At 70.2% G+C, this 17,728-nt stretch carries 16 protein-coding genes; 7 read left to right on the forward strand and 9 right to left on the reverse strand.

The window, feature by feature from the left end:
• Nucleotides 1-371: 371 nt before the first annotated feature.
• Nucleotides 372-1,028: a response regulator gene (locus AB0878_RS06950; protein ID WP_366577292.1), complete on the reverse strand. Its 657-nt coding sequence runs from the start codon at nt 1,026-1,028 to the stop codon at nt 372-374.
• Nucleotides 1,025-2,608, reverse strand: a complete 1,584-nt coding sequence (locus AB0878_RS06955; RefSeq protein ID WP_366577897.1) for a sensor histidine kinase — start codon at nt 2,606-2,608, stop codon at nt 1,025-1,027. Before AB0878_RS06955 ends, AB0878_RS06950 begins: the two co-directional genes overlap by 4 nt.
• Nucleotides 2,609-2,789: 181 nt before the next feature.
• On the opposite strand from AB0878_RS06955, the gene AB0878_RS06960 reads away from it, so the two are divergent.
• The 4 genes from AB0878_RS06960 to AB0878_RS06975 all read left to right on the forward strand — a co-directional run bounded on the left by AB0878_RS06960 (nt 2,790) and on the right by AB0878_RS06975 (nt 6,491).
• Nucleotides 2,790-3,596, forward strand: coding sequence for an ABC transporter ATP-binding protein (locus tag AB0878_RS06960; protein ID WP_366577294.1), 807 nt, complete (start codon nt 2,790-2,792; stop codon nt 3,594-3,596).
• Nucleotides 3,586-4,470, forward strand: coding sequence for an ABC transporter permease (locus AB0878_RS06965; protein WP_366577296.1), 885 nt, complete (start codon nt 3,586-3,588; stop codon nt 4,468-4,470). The genes AB0878_RS06960 and AB0878_RS06965 overlap by 11 nt, the downstream gene beginning before the upstream one ends.
• Nucleotides 4,470-5,522, forward strand: a complete 1,053-nt coding sequence (locus AB0878_RS06970; RefSeq protein WP_366577298.1) for an ABC transporter substrate-binding protein — start codon at nt 4,470-4,472, stop codon at nt 5,520-5,522. Before AB0878_RS06965 ends, AB0878_RS06970 begins: the two co-directional genes overlap by 1 nt.
• Before the next feature lie 246 nt (nt 5,523-5,768).
• Nucleotides 5,769-6,491: a G1 family glutamic endopeptidase gene (locus AB0878_RS06975; protein ID WP_366577300.1), complete on the forward strand. Its 723-nt coding sequence runs from the start codon at nt 5,769-5,771 to the stop codon at nt 6,489-6,491.
• 40 nt (nt 6,492-6,531) lie between these two features.
• Here AB0878_RS06975 and AB0878_RS06980 read toward each other — a convergent pair whose 3' ends face one another.
• The 4 genes from AB0878_RS06980 to AB0878_RS06995 all read right to left on the reverse strand — a co-directional run bounded on the left by AB0878_RS06980 (nt 6,532) and on the right by AB0878_RS06995 (nt 11,128).
• Entirely contained in the window at nt 6,532-6,840 is a 309-nt protein-coding gene (locus tag AB0878_RS06980; RefSeq protein ID WP_366577302.1) for an antibiotic biosynthesis monooxygenase, read from the reverse strand.
• A gap of 40 nt (nt 6,841-6,880) precedes the next feature.
• Nucleotides 6,881-7,486, reverse strand: a complete 606-nt coding sequence (locus AB0878_RS06985; protein WP_366577899.1) for a hypothetical protein — start codon at nt 7,484-7,486, stop codon at nt 6,881-6,883.
• Between the two features lie 240 nt (nt 7,487-7,726).
• Entirely contained in the window at nt 7,727-8,236 is a 510-nt protein-coding gene (locus AB0878_RS06990) for an O-acetyl-ADP-ribose deacetylase (RefSeq protein WP_366577304.1), read from the reverse strand.
• A 12-nt stretch (nt 8,237-8,248) separates the two neighbouring features.
• A complete protein-coding gene (locus AB0878_RS06995; protein ID WP_366577305.1) occupies nt 8,249-11,128 on the reverse strand; it encodes an AAA family ATPase in 2,880 nt (959 codons plus the stop codon).
• Nucleotides 11,129-11,574: 446 nt separating this feature from the next.
• On the opposite strand from AB0878_RS06995, the gene AB0878_RS07000 reads away from it, so the two are divergent.
• Nucleotides 11,575-12,678: a S1 family peptidase gene (locus AB0878_RS07000; protein WP_366577307.1), complete on the forward strand. Its 1,104-nt coding sequence runs from the start codon at nt 11,575-11,577 to the stop codon at nt 12,676-12,678.
• 95 nt (nt 12,679-12,773) lie between these two features.
• Here AB0878_RS07000 and AB0878_RS07005 read toward each other — a convergent pair whose 3' ends face one another.
• On the reverse strand, nt 12,774-13,178 hold the full coding sequence (locus AB0878_RS07005; RefSeq protein ID WP_366577309.1) for an SsgA family sporulation/cell division regulator: 405 nt from the start codon (nt 13,176-13,178) through the stop codon (nt 12,774-12,776).
• 266 nt (nt 13,179-13,444) lie between these two features.
• A complete protein-coding gene (locus tag AB0878_RS07010; protein WP_360598817.1) occupies nt 13,445-13,915 on the reverse strand; it encodes an Lrp/AsnC family transcriptional regulator in 471 nt (156 codons plus the stop codon).
• Nucleotides 13,916-14,169: 254 nt separating this feature from the next.
• Between AB0878_RS07010 and AB0878_RS07015 the strand changes: the two genes are divergently transcribed.
• Nucleotides 14,170-15,129, forward strand: a complete 960-nt coding sequence (locus AB0878_RS07015) for a beta-ketoacyl-ACP synthase III (protein WP_366577900.1) — start codon at nt 14,170-14,172, stop codon at nt 15,127-15,129.
• Here AB0878_RS07015 and AB0878_RS07020 read toward each other — a convergent pair.
• Entirely contained in the window at nt 15,126-16,604 is a 1,479-nt protein-coding gene (locus AB0878_RS07020; RefSeq protein ID WP_366577311.1) for an adenylate/guanylate cyclase domain-containing protein, read from the reverse strand. The two genes, AB0878_RS07015 and AB0878_RS07020, sit on opposite strands and share 4 nt — an antisense overlap.
• An 83-nt stretch (nt 16,605-16,687) precedes the next feature.
• On the opposite strand from AB0878_RS07020, the gene AB0878_RS07025 reads away from it, so the two are divergent.
• On the forward strand, nt 16,688-17,176 hold the full coding sequence (locus AB0878_RS07025; RefSeq protein ID WP_366577313.1) for an FBP domain-containing protein: 489 nt from the start codon (nt 16,688-16,690) through the stop codon (nt 17,174-17,176).
• The last annotated feature ends 552 nt before the right edge of the window (nt 17,177-17,728 follow it).

Here is a 17,728-nt window from a genome sequence, read left to right on the forward strand (position 1 = left end):
GCGGCGCACAGTGGCTGACTGGCGCGGCCAGGGGTTTGCGAGAGAGGGCGTGTGCGCGAGCGGCGAGGCCGACGCCAGGTGTCGGCGGCCGGTTGCCGCCGGCCCATTCGGAACCTGCGTTGGAGCGATTGCCGCTGGGTCGCTGACCAGTGGCTTAGCTGGCCAAGACGCACGTGACCGCCCGTGGCGCAGCGGCTGAGGGCGCGCGGCCCGGGTTCGTGGGAAGGGGCGTGCGCGCGGCGAGGCCCTGTGCCTCGCCGGTTGTCGGGCCCGAGAGCCGGTTGAGACGTGCAGCGCCGGAGCACTCGCGCTCGGGCCACTGCCCCACAGCCGACCCCGGATTGGCGCGTGACCCGGAGCCCCAGCCGGGGTCAGCCGATCCAGGCGTACTCGTGCTCGGGGCGGCCCGTGGCTCCGTAGCGGAGGCGCATTTCCACCGCGCCCGAGTCGGCGAGGGCGGTGAGGTAGCGCTGGGCCGTCGCGCGGGCCATGCCGAGTTCGGCGGCGATCTCCGCGGCCGACAGGGGCGCGGCCGAGGTGCGTAGCTGTTCCGAGACGAGCCGGGCCGTCGCGCTGGATTGGCCCTTCGGGGTGGCGGCGCGGTCCTGGTCGTGGAGGGCGCGGTAGGCGCGGTCGACGTCGTCCTGGGTGAGGGGGCGGTCGGTGGTCACGTGGGTGCGGAAGCGGGCGTACGCGGTGAGCCGTTCGGAAAGCTGGCGCGTCGTGAAGGGCTTGATCAGGTAGTTCAGCGCGCCGGCGCGGATGGCGGCGGTGATGGACGCCGCGTCGGTCGCGGCGGAGAGGACGATGGTGTCCGTGGCGAGGTCCGGCAGTACGGACAGGCCGGGTTCGTCGGGCAGGTAGACGTCGAGCAGCACGAGATCCGGCGTCAGCTCGCGCACGCGGGCGCGCGCCTCCGCGGCGGTGTGCGCGATGCCCGCGACGGTGAAGCCCGGCACCTCCGCGACGAACCCCGCGTGGACGCCGGCGACGCGGAAGTCGTCGTCGACGATCAAAGTGCGGATCATGAAGAAGCCTCCACGAGCAGATCGGGCAGTTTCGCGACGAACAACGCGCCCGCCGCGTCGCCGCCGGCGTCGGCGAGCCAAACGTCCCCGCCGCGGGCGCGGGCCGCCTGGCGCGCGAGGGCGAGGCCCAGACCGTGGCCGGGCGTGAGTTTCGTCGAGACGCCCTCGTCGAACAGTGTGTCACGCAACGGCTCCGGCACGCCCAGCCCACTGTCCACAACGGACACGTGCAGCGCCGCGCCCTCCGCGAACAGCCCGACCTCCACCGTCGCCGGCCGCCGCGGGCCCATGCGGGCGGCGTGCAGCGCGTTGTCGACCAGGTTGCCGATCACGGTGGCCGTCGCGACGGGATCGGTCACCGAGCCGCGCACGAACGAGTCGTCCGCCAGCTTCAGCTCCACGCCCTTTTCCAGCCCCTGCTCGGATTTCGCCACCAGCAACGCCTGCAGGTACGGGTCGCGCACCGCGTCACCGCCCAGCGGAGCCAAGCGCGCCGACGTCGTCTCGGTCAACGTCTGCAGGTACTCTTCGGCCTCGGCGTGGTGCCCGAGCTGCAACAGCCCCGACAACGTGTGCAGCCGGTTCGCGAACTCGTGCCGTTGCGCGCGCAGGCCGTCGGACAGCGACCGGATGCCGTCGAGCTCACGGCTGAGCGTGTCGAGGTCGGTGCGGTCGCGGAAGGTCAGTACGGTCCCCAGCGCCCGATCCTCGCCCTGCACCGCGCGCGAGTTCATCACCAGCACGCGGTTTCCCGCCACCGCAAGGAGATTGTCCACAGGCTGCCCCTCCACCACAGCCTTGCGCACCCGCGGCGACAGCTCCAGTTCGTCCAAAGTGGCCCCCACCGGCAGGTCGATCCCCAGCAGCCGCTCGGCTTCGTCGTTGCGCACGGACACCCGCCGCGAACTGTCCACCGCCAGCATCCCCTCGCCGATGCCGTGCAGCACGGCTTCCCGTTCGTAGAGGAGCTCGGTCAACTCGTGCGGTTCGAGGCCGTGGGTGACGCGGCGCAACCGGCGGTTGAGCAGCGCGGACGCACCGCCGCCGAGCAGCAGCGCGCCTGCGGCGAAGGCCAGGGTGATCAGCAGCAGCCGGTTGAAGTCCTCGGTCAGCTTGCCGACTTGGTACCCGACGCTGACCTCGCCGACCACCCGCGACCCTTGCCAGATCGGTGTCTTGCTTCGCACCGAAAGTCCGAGCGTGCCGCCGTCGAATTCGCTGATGACATCGTTGCCCGCCAGCGCTTCCTCTGCCGAGGTGCTGACCTTGTCGCCGATCTCGGCCGGCGTCGGGTGCGCGAGGCGAATGCCGTGATCGTCGGTGATCACCACGAACAGCGCGCCGTTGACCCTCGACACCGCGCCCGCGCGGGCCTCCAGCGCCCCACCCTGCCGCCGCGCCGCCGCACCCGCCACCACCACGGGGTCCGTCGCCACCGACTTCGCGACCGCCAGCGCCCGCTCGCCGTACTGCTCCGTCAACGTCGACCGCAGCTGCCAGCTCACGAGAGCGACACCGAGCCCCACCACCAGCACCACCACCCCGATCTGCAACAGCAGGACCTGGCGGGTGAACCGCATGCGTTCGAACAACGCCCACTTCGGCATGGCAGGCAACATACCCCCAGCTCAGGGCCGTGCGCGAAATGAGCAAAACGTGGAGAACGAGCAGAGCGTACGCAGAACGTCGACAAGCTTCCCGGGCTCTTGATGCGCTCTTAACCTCCGTCGCAGTCCCCACCGTGACGAAGGAGTCACCACGATGGCGCCACCCCTCATCGAACTCGAGCACGCGACGAAAAGGTTCCCCAGCGGCTCCGGATCCGTGCACACCGCGGTCCGCGACCTGACCATGACCGTGCAGCCGGGCGAGTTCGTCGCCGTTGTCGGTCCGACCGGCTGCGGCAAGTCGACGACGTTGTCCCTGGTCAGCGGCCTGCAGCCCGCGTCGGCCGGCAGCGTCCGCGTGAACGGTGCCGAGGTGACGTCCATTCCGGACGGTGTCGGCTACATGTTCCAGACCGACGCCGTGATGCCGTGGCGCTCGGTGCTCGACAACGTCGCCTCCGGCCCGCGCTTCCGCGGAGTGTCCAAAGCGGACGCTCGGGAGAAGGCCCGCGACTGGATCAGCCGGGTGGGGCTCGAGGGTTTCGAGAAGTACTACCCGCACCAGCTTTCCGGCGGCATGCGCAAGCGCGTCGCCCTGGCGCAGACGCTGGTCACCGACCCCAAGATCCTGCTGATGGACGAGCCGTTCTCCGCGCTCGACGTGCAGACCCGCGCCCTCATGCAGGACGAGCTGCTGCGGCTGTGGTCCGGTTCCGGCGCGGCGGTGATCTTCGTGACGCACGACCTCGACGAGGCCATCGCGCTCGCCGACAAGGTCGTGGTCCTGACCACAAGCCCGGCCACCGTGAAGGCCGTCTTCGAGATCCCGCTGGAGCGCCCGCGCAAGGTCGAGGACCTGCGCCTCACCGAGGAGTTCCGCTCGATCTACTCCGACATCTGGGAATCGCTGCGCGGCGAGGTCGACAAGGCCCGCCAGAAGGGGGCGACCAGTGTCGCTTGATCTGATCGTCCCGCCGTCCAACCCGAACCCGCGGATCGAAGACGAAGCGAGCATCATCGCGCGGCAGAAGCTCAAGTCCAGCGCGCGCCGGCGCAACATCTGGTTGCTGCGCCTGGCGATCGTCGTGGTGTGGCTCGGCAGCTGGGAGCTCGCCGGCCGCTACTGGATCGACCCGTTCTTCTACTCGATGCCGTCGAAGATCTGGGAACGGCTCGTGGAGTGGTTCACGACCGGCACCGACTTCGGCTCCATCTGGTACCAGATCCTGGTGACGGTGGAGGAAGCCGTGCTCGGGTTCGTGCTCGGCGCGATCCTGGGTGTGGTGTTCGGGGTCGTGCTCGGTCGCAGCCAGTACCTGGCCGACGTGCTGGCGCCGTTCATCAAGGCCGCCAACGCTCTGCCGCGCATCGTGCTCGCCGCGTTGTTCGTGATCTGGTTCGGCCTCGGCATGTCGTCGAAGGTCGCGACGGTCGTGGTGCTCGTGTTCTTCGCGGTGTTCTTCAACGCCTTCACCGGCGCCCGCGAGGTCGACCGCAACCTGATCGACAACGCGCGCATCCTCGGTGCCTCACGCTGGTCGGTGCTGCGCTCGATCGTGCTGCCGAGCGCGACGTCGTGGATCCTCTCGTCGCTGCACGTCGCGTTCGGGTTCGCGCTGATCGGCGCGGTCGTCGGCGAGTACACGGGTGCCAAGGCGGGCATGGGGTTCCTGATCTCCAACGCGCAGGGCACGTTCGACACCGCCGGTGTCTACGCCGGCATGTTGATCATCACCGTGGTCGCGCTGCTGGCCGAATGGGGCATCGGCACGGCCGAGTCGCGGCTGCTGCGCTGGCGGCCGCAGGTCGGTGCCCAGGCCGGTGCGGTGATCTGATGCGTCTGAAAAGGACACTCGCGGTCGCCACCGCGCTGCTCACCCTCGCCGGTGTCACGGCGTGCCGCGACTCGCGTCAGATCGACCTCGGCAACGGCGGCAAACCGCACCTGAAGATCATGATCGGTGGCATCTCCAAGGTCATCTACCTGCCGGGCCAGCTCGCGCAGCAGCTCGGCGAGTACGAGAAGCAGGGCCTCGACGTCGAGCTGTTCGACCAGCCGTCGGGCGCCAACGCGGAGACGTCGTTGCTGGCCGGCGAGGTGCAGGCCGTGGTCGGGTTCTACGACCACACCATCGACCTGCAGGCCAAGGAGCAGTGCCTCACGAGCGTGGTGCAGTTCTCGAACGTGCCGGGTGAGGCGGAGATGGTCGCGTCGGCCAAGGCGCCGCAGATTCAGTCCGGAAAGGACTTTCACGGCAAGAATCTCGGTGTGACGTCGCTGGGTTCGTCCACGGACTTCCTCACGAAGGCGCTCGCGAGCCGCGGCGGGGTGGACGGCAAGGACTACACGCCGGTGAAGGTCGGCGCCGGGCAGACGTTCATCTCCGCGCTGCAGCAGGGTTCCATCGACGCCGGCATGACCACCGACCCGACGATCGCGCAGCTCACCAACACCGGCCAGGCCAAGATCCTCTACGACATGCGGACGGTGGAGGGCACGCGCGCCGCCCTCGGCGGGCTGTATCCCGCCAGCTCGCTCTACATGAGCTGCGAGATCGTGAAGCGCTACCCGGACATCGTGCAGAAGCTGGCCAACGCGTACGTGGATTCGTTGCGGTGGCTCAAGAACCACACGGCTGAGCAGGTCGCGGATGTGATGCCGCCGTCGTTCGCGGGCGGGGACAAGGCGTTGTACGTGAAGTCCCTCAAGGACAGTCTGCCGATGTTCACTTCGGACGGACGCCTGGATCCGGCCGGGGCGCAGAACGTGCTCAACGTGCTCGGCGCCTCGTCGAGCAACGTGAAACCGAAGAAGGACCGGATCGACCTCTCGAAGACCTACACCACCCAGTTCGTGGACGCCGCGCTCACGCGCTCGGCGCGGTAGTCCACCCGTGTCCGTCCTTCCGCGCGGAGGACGGGCACACCGTGGCGGCCGCCTCGCCTTCCCGGGGCGGCCGTCACGGACTTCGGTGTACAGAAGGGAAAATCGGGACATATTGGTGAAGTTTTCCCGAGATGTGAATACCCTTCGAAAGTAGCTACCCACCTGCTCACGCGGATCCAACACTTGTTACCGGTGCGCACCGCCTGTAACACCCCGAGTCCCCATCGGTGATCAGATTGGATCCGCATGAACTCCCTCCTCTCCTCACGGACCGCGCGGGTGCTGGCCGTCACGGCGGCCGCCGCGGCGAGCATCGCGGCCGCGGCCGGCGTCGCCACGGTCAGCACGCCGTCGTTCGGCTCGTTCCACGGCCAGAGCTTCTCGGGCGGCAACTGGGGCGGCTACGTGAGCTTCGGCAGCTTCACGACCGCGACCGCGAGCTGGACGGAACCGTCGGTGACCTGCCGGTCGAGCAACGACCTGTTCGCCCCGTGGGTCGGCATCGACGGTGACGGATCGTCCACTGTGGAGCAGACGGGCGTGGCGACGGACTGCTCCAGCGGCCGCCCCGTCTACCAGGCCTGGTACGAGATGTACCCGGCCGCGCCGGTGTACTACTCGTCCTCGTCGGCCCCGGTCAGCGCCGGCGACCACATCTCCGCGACGGTCACGCGCACCGGGACGAACACCTACAAGCTGGACATCAGCGACACCACGAAGGGCTGGTCGAAGACGATCAGCAAGTCGCTGACCTCCAAGCACTCCTCGGCCGAGGCGATCATCGAGTCGCCGACCGACTCGTACCCGTCGATCTCGGGCGGGATCTCGTTCACTGGCGTGAAGTTCAACGGGCAGAGCCTCGCGTCGACCAGCCCCGAAGGCCTCGACGCCGACGACCGCGGCACCGGCACGTTCAGCCCGGGCGCCATCGGCTCCGACGGCCAGAGCTTCACGATGACGCGCCACTGACGTCAGGTCCGGTCCGCGGGGGTTCTCTCCGCGGGCCGGGTCAGCGCTTGAAGCCGTACGACCGCTCAACGCGCGCCACCCGGACCTCGAACTCCTCGTACCAGTCGGCGCGGCCCCGCCGGCGGCTCTCGGTGTGGTCGACGTTCCTGCGCCAGCCGGCGATGGCTTCCTCGTCGCGCCAGTACGACACGGTGATGCCGAGATTTTCGTCCCGGGCCGACTCCTCGCCCAGGTAGCCGTCCTGCTCCGCCGCGAGTTTCGACATCTCGGCGGTGCGCTCGGCGTAACCGTTGTCGCCTTCGGTGCGGCGGGAGGTGAAGATGACCGCGTAGTACGGGGGCTCGGGCATGCACCGGGTATACCTGGTGCCCGGGGTGCGCCGCGAGTGTTTATCCCCGTAACGCGCCGACCGCCCACGCGAACACCATAACGGCGAGCAGCAGTGACACCCCGGCCTGCACCATCATCGTCAGCTTCGCCCAGATCCGCAGCGGCATGACGTCGGTGGGGCTGAAGGCCGTGGAGTTGGTGAAGGACAGGTACAGGTAGTCGGCGTAGCGCGGTTCCCAGTCCTCGCTCGTGAGCTCGGGGCTGTCCATCTGCGGGAACTGCAGGTCGGGGTACTCCGCCCGCCCCTTCGCCCGCCGCGCCGGCCCGCCGCGGTCGAACTCCCAGTACCAGAGCGAGAAGACGACGATGTTCGTCCAGTACACGATCGCGCCACTCACCAGCACCTGCGGCGCGTCCCCGCTGAACGACCCCTGCACGATCCCCAGCACCAGCCGCACCGCCGACGCCGCCGTGGTCGCGCTCACGACCGCCAGCAGCACCAACGACACAATCCGCTCGACCCTGCTGAACTCACCCATCCGCCCGGGCTGGATCAACAACAACGCGACGAGCAACAGCACCGACACCGCGGGCAACAGCCACCACGGCCTCAACACGACCCGGTCCGGCAACGCCAGCTGCAACGCGAGCGTCCCCACCACCACCCCGGCCGCCGGCCACCGCGTCTCCCCGGCGGTCGCCCTCCGCCACGCCGGCAGGGCGCCGCCTGCATCTGAGTCCACGGGGGTCACGGTAAGGCGGAGGGCGTGGTGGTGCAGCACGTGGTGGGTGGGTGGGGTGTTTGGCTGGGTTGCGATTTGCGTTGCGTCGGTGTGGTGTCGCGTTGGGGTGGCTGGAGCCTGCCCCACCGAGCTCTCCGGCCGCGGGGGCAAGCCCGACGCGAACTACACCACCGCCGAGAAAGCGTCATACGCTCGCTGATCGAACAACACAAACCGCACAAACTCGAACGCCGAAGTGTCCGCCTCCCGGACCGTCGACACGGCGATGCGCGCCGCGTCGTCAAGTGGCCAGCGGTACACACCCGTCGAGATAGCCGGGAAGGCGATGGTCCGGGCGCCGAGGGAAGCGGCCACGGCGAGGGAGTTGCGGTGGCAATCGGCCAGCAAAGAGGAGCGGTCTTCCGAAGAAGACCACACCGGGCCCACCGTGTGCACGACCCAGCGGGCCGGGAGGCGGCCCGCGGTGGTGGCCACGGCCTGGCCCGTGCGGAGTCCCTTGCCGTAGTGGCCGGCGCGCAGGGCCCGGCATTCGGCGAGGATTTCCGGGCCGCCCTTGCGGTGGATGGCGCCGTCGACGCCGCCGCCGCCGAGGAGGGAGGAGTTGGCGGCGTTGACGATGGCGTCGACGTGTTGTTCGGTGAGGTCGCCGAGCGTCAGTTCGAGAGGGGCCATCCGAACAGCCTGTCACGAAACCGTCGCATCTCCCGACGGGAGGTGGCGGCCGACGTCGGCGCGGCCCCGGGCGCCCAGCTTGCGCAGGACCTTCGCGACGTGTTGCTCGACCGTGCGTGGTGACAGGAACAAGCCGTCGGCGATTTCGCGGTTCGTGCGGCCCTCGGCGAGCATGCGGGCGACCTCGCGTTCGCGCGGAGACAGCTCGCGCCCGTAGCCGCGGCGGCCGCGTTGGGAAGGGGCCCAGGCGCCGTGCTCGCGGAGCAGGTGGTGGCAGCGGCCGGCATCGCGCGTGGCGCCGAGGCGTTCGTAGGCGCGGGCCGCGGCCGCGAGGGCGTCGACGGCCGGGCGTTGGCCCGCCAGCAGGCGCAGGCAGGCGGCGCGCTCGACCATCGACGTCGCCAGGTACGGCATCGGCAGGCCGGCGTACGCGACGGCCGCGGCGTCGAAGCCCGCGGCCGCGGCGAGGTGTTTGCCGCGGGCGCCCGTCAGGACCGCGCGGCCCGCGGACAACGCTGCGCCGGCCACGGGTGCGTCGCGGCCGGTGATGCCGCGCGCGAACTCCTCCACGAACGCGTCCGCGTCCGACCAGCGGCCCGCCCGCGTGAACGCTTCGGCCGCCGCCGGCACGAGGGACGCCGCCCACACCCAGACGCCCTTGCGGCGCGCGGCGTCCACGGCGACGTCGGTGACAGCACAAGCGCCGGCCACGTCGTCGCCCGCCAAAAGCACCCCGATCTGCACCGACGCGGCCGAAAGCACCACGGGGATCGGCCCGTCGGCGGGCACCGAGGCGCGCGCCAAATGCTCAGCAGCCGTGGCGAAGTCACCACGCACGGCCGCCAAACCGCCGAGCACCAGCGAAGTCTCCATCACGATCGGACCCAGCTCCGGGTACCGCGAGCGCACGCCCTCCGCCGTCTCCGCGAGCCCGTCCCACTCGCCGCGGAACCACGCCAGCCGCGCCTGCGTGCCCTGGATCAGGCCGATCGCGTACAGCGCACCCGCGTCCGAAGCGCGCCGCGCGCCCTCCTCGACGAGCCGCGTGGCCCGGTCGAGGTGCCCGGCCCACGACTGCGCGTCGGCCAGGTTGCACCACAGCCGCGCCAGCTGCACGCGCTCGGCCACGCTGTCGCCGACGTCCGGCAGCGCCTCGAACTCCATCCACGCCGAGCCGTCGCCGATGTGCGAGGCGTTGGTGATCCGGTCGACGGTCAACGCCAGCCGCAGCTCCGGATCGGTCAGTCCGGAATGGACTTCCCGCGCCCGCCGCATCCAGCCTTCGTGCCAGGACAGGGGAGTGAGCCCGTCGATGGGTTGCGCCAGCAGGTTGATGCCGCGTGCCGCCAGCTCCGGGCGGTCCACGAGCTCGGCGACGGCGCGCTCCACCTCCTCGCGCCCGCGTTCCAGCCGTCCGATCGTGCGCACCAGCAGCAGGCCGAGCGACAGCCGGATCGTCCCGCGCACGGCCGGCGGCAACGGCCGGTCCTCCAGCACGCGTTCCAGCGTCTCGATCACGTCCGGGCGAAAACCGCGCAACGCGACCTGGCTCAGCTTCGTGGCGAGCCGTCCGACGTCGTCCGAAGCCGGCAGCACGGCCTGCAACAGATCGATCGCGCGTGAGGTCTCGCCGTGGACGATGGCCTCGTCGGCCGCAGCTTCCGCGTAACGAAGCCATTTCTCCGTACGCCCGGCCGCGAGAGCGTGCTGCGCCAGCAGCAAGGACGACGGCGACGGCAACGCGCCCAGCACCCGCATCGATTCGGTGTGCAGCAGCGTCCGCTCCGGGCCGCTCACCGTGTCGTACACGGCCTTGCGCGTCAGCGGATGCCGGAAGCCGTACCGGTTTTCACCCAGCTCGGCCACCAAACCCCCGGCCAACGCGGCCAGCAACGCCGGCCGCAGCGACTCCTCGCCGAGCCCCGCCACCTCGGCCAACGTCGTCGGCTCCGCAGGTACCGCCAGCACCGCCGCGGCCCGCGTCAGCTGCGCCGCCTCCTCCGGCAGCGCGGCCAGCCGCTCCGTCACGGACTCCCGCAACGGCGCCGGCACCTCCAGGTTCTCCAGCAGCCGATCCGACAGCCCCTCACCGGCCGGCAGCGGCACGTTCCGCAAGGCCCGCAACGTTTCCTCGACCACGAACGGGATCCCGCCCGTGCATTCGTGCAGCTTCGTCGCGAACTCGTCACTCACGCGCGGCAGCTCCAGCACGTGCACGGCCATCACCCGCACCGCCGCGACGTCCAGTGGCCCGAGCGCGACGCGTGCGGTGTGGACACTCGGCGCCGCTCGCACCGGCGCGCCCAGCGGCCCCGGCCACGGCTGCGCGCCCGTGCGATACGCGGCCACCACGGCCAGCTCCGGCGGCAGGTCGGCGGCGAGGAACCGCATCAGGTCGCAGGTGCCCTCGTCGGCCCACTGCAGGTCGTCGACCAGCAGGATCGTCGGTCCACAAGCGACGAACAGCTCCCGCACGGCGCGGAACACGCGGTGCCGCTGCGCGCCCGGGTCGTCCAGCGGCTCGGGCGTCGGCGGCAGCCGGTCGGCCAGCTCCGGTAGCAGCGGCCGCAGCACACCGGCGACAGGGCTCAGCGGCCCCAGCGGACGCTCGCCCGCCGCGTGCAACGCCTCCAGCACCGGCCCGTAGGGGAAGGGTTCGCGCAGGGGCTGGCAAGTGCCGCGCAGCACGCGGCCGTCGGCGAACTCGGGCCGTTGCGCCAGCTCCGCCAGCAGGCGCGAGCGGCCCATCTCCGGTTCGCCCTCCACGAGCACGGCGGCCGGTCGGTGGGTTAATACCTCGGCCACCGCGGCGAGTTCCCGGTCCCGGCCCGCGAAAGCCGTCGGCCCGGTGCGCACGGTGACCGACGTCGGACGGGAGACGGCCTGCCACATGTCGACCTCCCTGCGCGCTTGTCCGTTTCGTCGGGAGCCTAAGCAGCGTTCGGTCAGCCGTAAACCAGCCGACGACCTGCACCTCGGCACCCGGCTCACACGTCTGCGTACACAGCGTCACCGGTTGGCAGACGGATCTTCGGCCCAGGATCACCATGCGTACGAAACTTCGGGCATCCCCTCGTTCCAAGGGCGCATGACGCGTTCCGGCCGTTGAAAGAGCTACGCAAAGTAGTTGCCGGAATCCCTACTTATGGACGGTGCCGCGGGAGAAAATGAGGCCGATACGGCGTCTGGAGCAGGGCGTTGGGCCAAGGGGAATGCGTATACCTATCCGCGCCGAGCCCTTATTGCAGTGGACTGGACCACCCTGCACGCTCTCACCCCGGGGGAAGGGATGCGCCGCGTGGCCGCACCGGTGCCGCGCGTAATCACGAGGGAGAAGCATGAAGATCATCAGATTCCTCGGTATCGCCGCCGTCGCCGCCGCGACGGCGGGCACGATGGCCGCGGTCACGAGCCCGGTCGCGGGTGCCGCCTTGTTGAACCCCGACATGGTGCCGGCGATGCAGCGCGACCTCGGTCTCACCCACGACCAGGCCATCGCCCGGCTCGCTGCCGAGGACTCCGCCACGAAGGTGGGCCAGGCGCTGGAAACCGCGCTCGGCGACAGCTTCGGCGGCGCGAGCTACGACGCGGCCACGGGCAAGGCGCGCGTCGGCGTGACCGACGCTTCGCTCGTGGAGAAGGTGCGCGCGGCGGGCGCGGAGGCGCAGGTCGTGCGCTTCTCCGAACGTCAGCTCGACTCCAGCGTGGCCAAGCTCAACGCGGGCGAGAAGACCGCGCCGCAGTCGGTCACGGCGTGGGGTGTGGACCCGGCGTCGAACCGCGTGACGATCACCGTCCTCAAGGGACAGCGCGCGGCGGCGGAGAAGTTCGCCCGCCAGTCCGGTGTGGACACTTCCTCGCTGGAAGTCACGGAGACCGCTGCCACGCCGCAGCTGCACTACAACGTGCTCGGTGGTGACGCGTACTACATCGGCGGCTCGGCACGTTGCTCCGTCGGCTTCTCCGTGAACGGCGGCTTCCTGACCGCCGGCCACTGCGCCGCGCTCACCGGTGCCGGCCCGCTGACCGGCTACAACCGCGTGTCGATGGGCTCGTTCTCCAGCTACCGCTTCCCGGGCAGCGACTACGCGTTCGCGCGGGTCAACAGCAACTGGACCCCGGTCGGCCAGATCAACAACGGCACCCGCGTGTCGGGCTCCACGGCCGCCGCCGTGGGCGCGTCCGTCTGCAAGTCGGGCTCCACCACGGGCTGGACCTGCGGCACGATCCGCGCGAAGAACCAGACCGTGCGCTACCCCGAGGGCACGGTCACGGGCATGGTGCTCACCAACGCCCGCTCCGACAGCGGCGACTCGGGCGGCTCGTTCATCTCCGGCAACCAGGCGCAGGGCCTGCTTTCCGGCGGTGACACGGTGAACACGTACTACTACCCCGTCACCAACGCCCTCTCCGCGACCGGCACCACGCTCGTGCGCGGCTGATTTCCCGGTGAACAGAAGAAGGGCGGATCGAGTGCCTCCAGAGCACTCGAGCCGCCCTTCTCCCTGTACCGCCGCGGGATCGGCAGTCTTCGGGGTCAGACGTTGCTGATTTCCTCGATCAGCCCGTCGATGTCGAAGTTCTCGCTCTCGGTGCCGAGCGGAACCAGTCCGTAGGAGGACTCCAGGAAGTTCTCGATGTCCTCGCGCTCCAGCTCGAACGACGCGTACCCGTCGGGTGACTCGATCTCCAGCGTCAGCATCGCCGGGTCCTCGGACAGGTCGGGGCGGATGCGCACGTCGCCCAGCCCGGACGGCTCCTCGAGCCCGGTCACGAGCAGGTCACGTGCGAACGTCCACTCGATCCACCGGCCGCGCTCGGTCCGGAACGCCACGGTGACGGCGAACGGCTCCGAGCAGTGGTAGGACAGGCGGGACAGCACCGGCGTGGTGCTCTCGTTCAGCAACACGAACTGGGTCTGGTGTACGGCGTCGGTGTGCACGGCTGCTCCTGGTGTTTCCTCCGGTGGTTCGCGCCCTGCGAACTGGTCGGCAAGGAGATGATCAGCTTCGGCACTCGTGACGCCGGTTCGGCGCCATTCACGCGATCGGCTGCATCCGTCCTCTGTGGCGTAACACGGACCACATACCCCTTGCGTTCGACCGTTGACCGCCCGTCACCCGATTTCGCCCGAGCGGGCAGGAGGCAGGGGACTTTCGCGCATTGGTCACGGGATTGTCACGGACGGTCCGATGTAGACCGTCGCGCTCAGGCCAGCGGCAGCGTGAGCCCGACCTTCACCCGGTCCATGGCGACGCTCGTGGTGAAGTGCCGGACGTTGGGGTTGTCGAAGAACATCCGCCGCGTGAACGCCTCGAACCCCGCCATGTCGGGGCAGGTCACGATCAACACGAAATCCGCCGTACCCGTGACGTAGTAACACTGCTGCACGCAGTCGTCGCCCAGCACCTGCCGGCGGAACGCGTCCAGCACGGTCAGGTTCTCCCGCTCCATCTCCACCATGACGACGAACGTCATCGACAGCCCGAGGGCGCCGGGGGACAGCACGGCGACCTCCTTCTCGATCACGCCCGTCTCGCGCAGGCGCTTGATGCGGCGCTGCACGGCGGCGGCCGAGAGGCCCACCTTCGCGCCGATGACCTCGGCGATCGTGCGCGAGTCGGCCTGCAGGCAGGCGAGGATGGCGAGGTCCAGCCGGTCGAGGTCGGGAGTGAGCACGCTTCAGGCTAACCGGGTGCACCGACTCGACGCCTCGTCTTTACCGAGGCTCACCCACTGATCAAGAAGAGGTTCGCCCAATACCTCCTATCGAGCGAACGTGAAAGAGGAGGATGAGTGACGTGCACCACAACTGACCGGTCTACCCAGGGGTAGCCCATAGAAGTGGAGCGAGCCGGTGGAACCGCCACCCATCGGCCGGGGAGGTAATAACTGTGAGTCCTGTCGGGTTCCCACCTGGTCGTACCGCCGTCGTGACCGCGCTCGGCCGCGCGCTGCCCGAACGGGTCGTGACCAACGACGAGATCGCGCAGACCCTCGACACCTCCGACGAGTGGATCCGCACCCGCACCGGCATCCGGGAGCGCCGCATGGCCGCGCCCGGCGAGTCCACAGTGGATCTCGCCGTCGCCGCGGGCCGCGAAGCGCTCGGCGACGGCTCGGTCGACGCCGTGGTGCTCGCCACGTCCACGGCCGACCAGCTCTGCCCCGCCAGCGCGCCCCAGGTGGCGGCGCGGCTCGGGCTCGGCACGGCCGCCGCGTTCGACGTGAACGCCGTGTGCAGCGGCTTCGTCTACGCCTTGGCCACCGCGCAGGGCTTCATCGCCGGCGGCATCGCCAAGCGCGTGCTGGTGATCGGCGCCGACGTCTTCACGTCGCTGGTGGACCCGACGGACCGCACCACCGTGCCCATCTTCGGCGACGGTGCGGGCGCGGTCGTCCTGCGCGCCGGCGACTCGGACGAGCCGGGCGCGATCGGTCCGTTCGACCTGCACAGCGAGGGCGAGCTGGCCGACCTGCTGTGGGTCGAGGCGGGCGGCTCGAAGCACCGCTTCTCCGAGGACCAGCGCGACCACCACCTCGTCATGCAGGGCACGGCGGTGTTCCGCCACGCGTGCGCGCGGATGGCCGAATCGTCGCGAGCTGTGCTGGAGCAGGCGGGCTGGATGGTCGGGGACGTCGACCGGTTCGTGGGCCACCAGGCGAACATCCGCATCCTCCAGGCGACGGCGAAACACCTGGGGCTGCCTGCGGACGCGGTGGTGGCCAACATCGACCGGGTGGGGAACACGAGCGCCGCGTCGATCCCGCTGGCGCTGGCGGACGCGGTGGAGGACGGGACGTTGGTGCCTGGTCACCGGGTGCTGCTGACCGCGTTCGGGGCGGGGCTGACCTGGGGTTCGACGTTGCTGACGTGGCCTGAGCTGGGTTAGTTCGTCCAGGCCTCGGTGGCTTGCTGACGGCCGCGCAGCAGGAGCGAGCCGTGCGGCTGCCAGAACTCGCGCTCGCCGCCGAGCGCGGCTTTCACGGCGCCCTCGCTGGCCAGGATGCGTGACGGCACCGACTTCGCGTGCTCCGTGAGCCGCGCGGCCTCGTTCACGGCGTCGCCGATCACGGTGTACTCCAGCCGGCTCGACGTGCCCAGCTGACCGGCGAACACCTGGCCGCACGCGACGCCGATGCCCAGGTCGAGCTCGCCGTCGGCCACCACGGCATCACGGATCGCGCGGGCAGCGGCCAGCGCCATCGTCGGGGCGTCGGACAGGCGCGTGGGGGCGCCGAAGATGCACAGGGCCGCGTCGCCCTGGAACTTGTTGACCAGGCCGCCGCGCGCGTCGACGGCCGAGACCACGCTGGCGAAGAAGCGGTTCAGCTTGGCCACGAGCTCCTCGGGTGGCGTGCGCGAGGCGAGCGCGGTGGAGTCGACGACGTCGACGAACAGGGCCGTGACCTCGCGCACGTCGCCGGACAGCGAGGCACCGTACTCGAGGGCGTGGCGCGCGACTTCGGTGCCGACGTGCCGGCCGAACAGGTCGCGCATCCGCTCCTGTTCGCGCAGGCCGGCGGCGAGTTCGTTCACGGACGTCTGGAGCATGCCGATCTCGCTGGAGTCGTCGACGCTCACGGACACGTCGGTGGTCCCGCGGGCGATCCGGTCCAGCGCCACGCGCAGGCGGTGCAGCGGCGCGGCGACGGCGCGGGCGAGCAGCGCCGTACCGATGGCGCCCGTGGCGAGGCCGATCACGGACAGCGTGATCAGGCTGGCCGTCGGGTTGGCGCGGCTGACGTCGGGCGGCGTCGCGACCAGCAGCACGCCCACGAGCGGCACGCCGCTGGCCAGCGCCCACGTGACGATCAGCCTGGTCAGCACGGTGACGGGCAGCGAGCCGTGGGGTGGCGTCACGTCGAGCGCGATCGTCATCACGGGCCGCGCGACCCACTCCGCGGCGAGGTACATCAGGCCGACGGTGGTCAGCCCGCCGAGGCCGATCGTCAGCGCCATGCCGGACGCGTCGTCGAACGAGCCCAGCACGCCGGCCAGCGTGCCCAGCGTGACGGTGCCGATGAGCCACAGCGTGCCGCTGACAACCGCCATGTCCACGGGCAGCCGCAGCGCGCGCTTGGCCTCGTCCTCCGTCGGCGGGCGGCCGATCGTGAACCACACCACGGTGCGTCGCTGCAGGTAGGCGGTCCAGAGCGTGCCCACGAGGAGGCTCACGGCCACGATCCCGCCCGCCGTCAGGCCGAGGATCCACCCACGGTCGCCGACGTCGCCGGGCAGCCCCTGCAGGAACAGCAGCAACGCGACGACCGCCGACCCGGCGACACTCGACCCGATGCCGAGCGCGGCGAAGCCCAGACTGGTGCGCAGTACCAGCCGGAACCGCCCCGCCGTTCGCTTGCGCACGCCGCCGATCGTATGGGCTGGCGGGTCTGTCTGCGAGAAAAGGCGTGGCAGCTCTCGCGGCCGCGTCGCTACCGTGCTGACTCATGCAACCCCTCGACGCCGACGCGATCCGCGCCTCCTTCGTGAACTGCTCCCGCGGCGAGGCCAAGTCCGTCACCCTCCCCGCCGACGTCCCGTGGGCCACCCGCGACTTCCTCGGCTGGCGCGACCCGAAGGCCCCCGGCCGGGCGTACCTGGTGGTGCCCCGCGACGGCGGCGTCGTCGGCCTGTCGTTGCGCGCCGCCCCGCCCGCTTCGTCGCGGCTGCGCAGCAACATGTGCGCCTTTTGCTCCACCACCCACGCGACCTCCGACATCACGCTGTTCACCGGCCGCCGCGCCGGCAAACCCGGCCGCGAGGGCAACACCCTGGGCACCTACGCCTGCGCCAACCTGTCCTGCAGCGCGTACGTCCGCGGGGAACTCAAGCCGGACGTCCCGCAACCCGTGGAAACCCTGTCCTTGGCCGAGCGCGTGGCCCGCCTGGAGGACAAGGTGCGGCGGTTCGTGGACCGGATCCTGGAACCGCATTAGTACGGGTGCTCGTCACGGGGAGGTCGGGGGTGGGTAGGAGTGCGCTGCTGGCCGTGCTGGCCGAGCTGGCTTCGCGACGTTTGATACTGCGGCCCGTACACCTCGACGGTGAACGGGTGTGGCGCTCGGACGCCATGCCTGAGGTGTTGGGCTCGTCGTCTTCGCTGTTCGTCTCGGGCAGGGTGCGGAACCCGGCGCGGTTTCGGCGGTTGTTCTCGCACGTCGAACCCGTATGGGAAGGACCCGGCGGAACTCGCGGAGACGTTGGGGTATCTGGAAACTGTCGAGCCGTTACTACGCGCGTCGGCGACGCTTGAGGTGGTGACGACGGTTCCGGTGGCGGATCTTGTTTTGGCGCATGTGTTGTGAGGTCGGGTGTCTGGTGGCGTTCTCGCTGAGTCTCGGTGGCCCTGACTGCGCTTGAAGCTCTGACCCGTCGTCTCCACGAAGCCTGTCGACCGAAGGTATGTACGCGTTGCCCCGCGCCGGGATCGCTTGGTTGCGGACCGGATGCACCGACTGCCCCACAGGCACCTGGCGGCCCACACCACC

It is taken from the genome of Amycolatopsis sp. NPDC047767 (assembly GCF_040704195.1).
Classification (GTDB): Bacteria; Actinomycetota; Actinomycetes; order Mycobacteriales; family Pseudonocardiaceae; genus Amycolatopsis.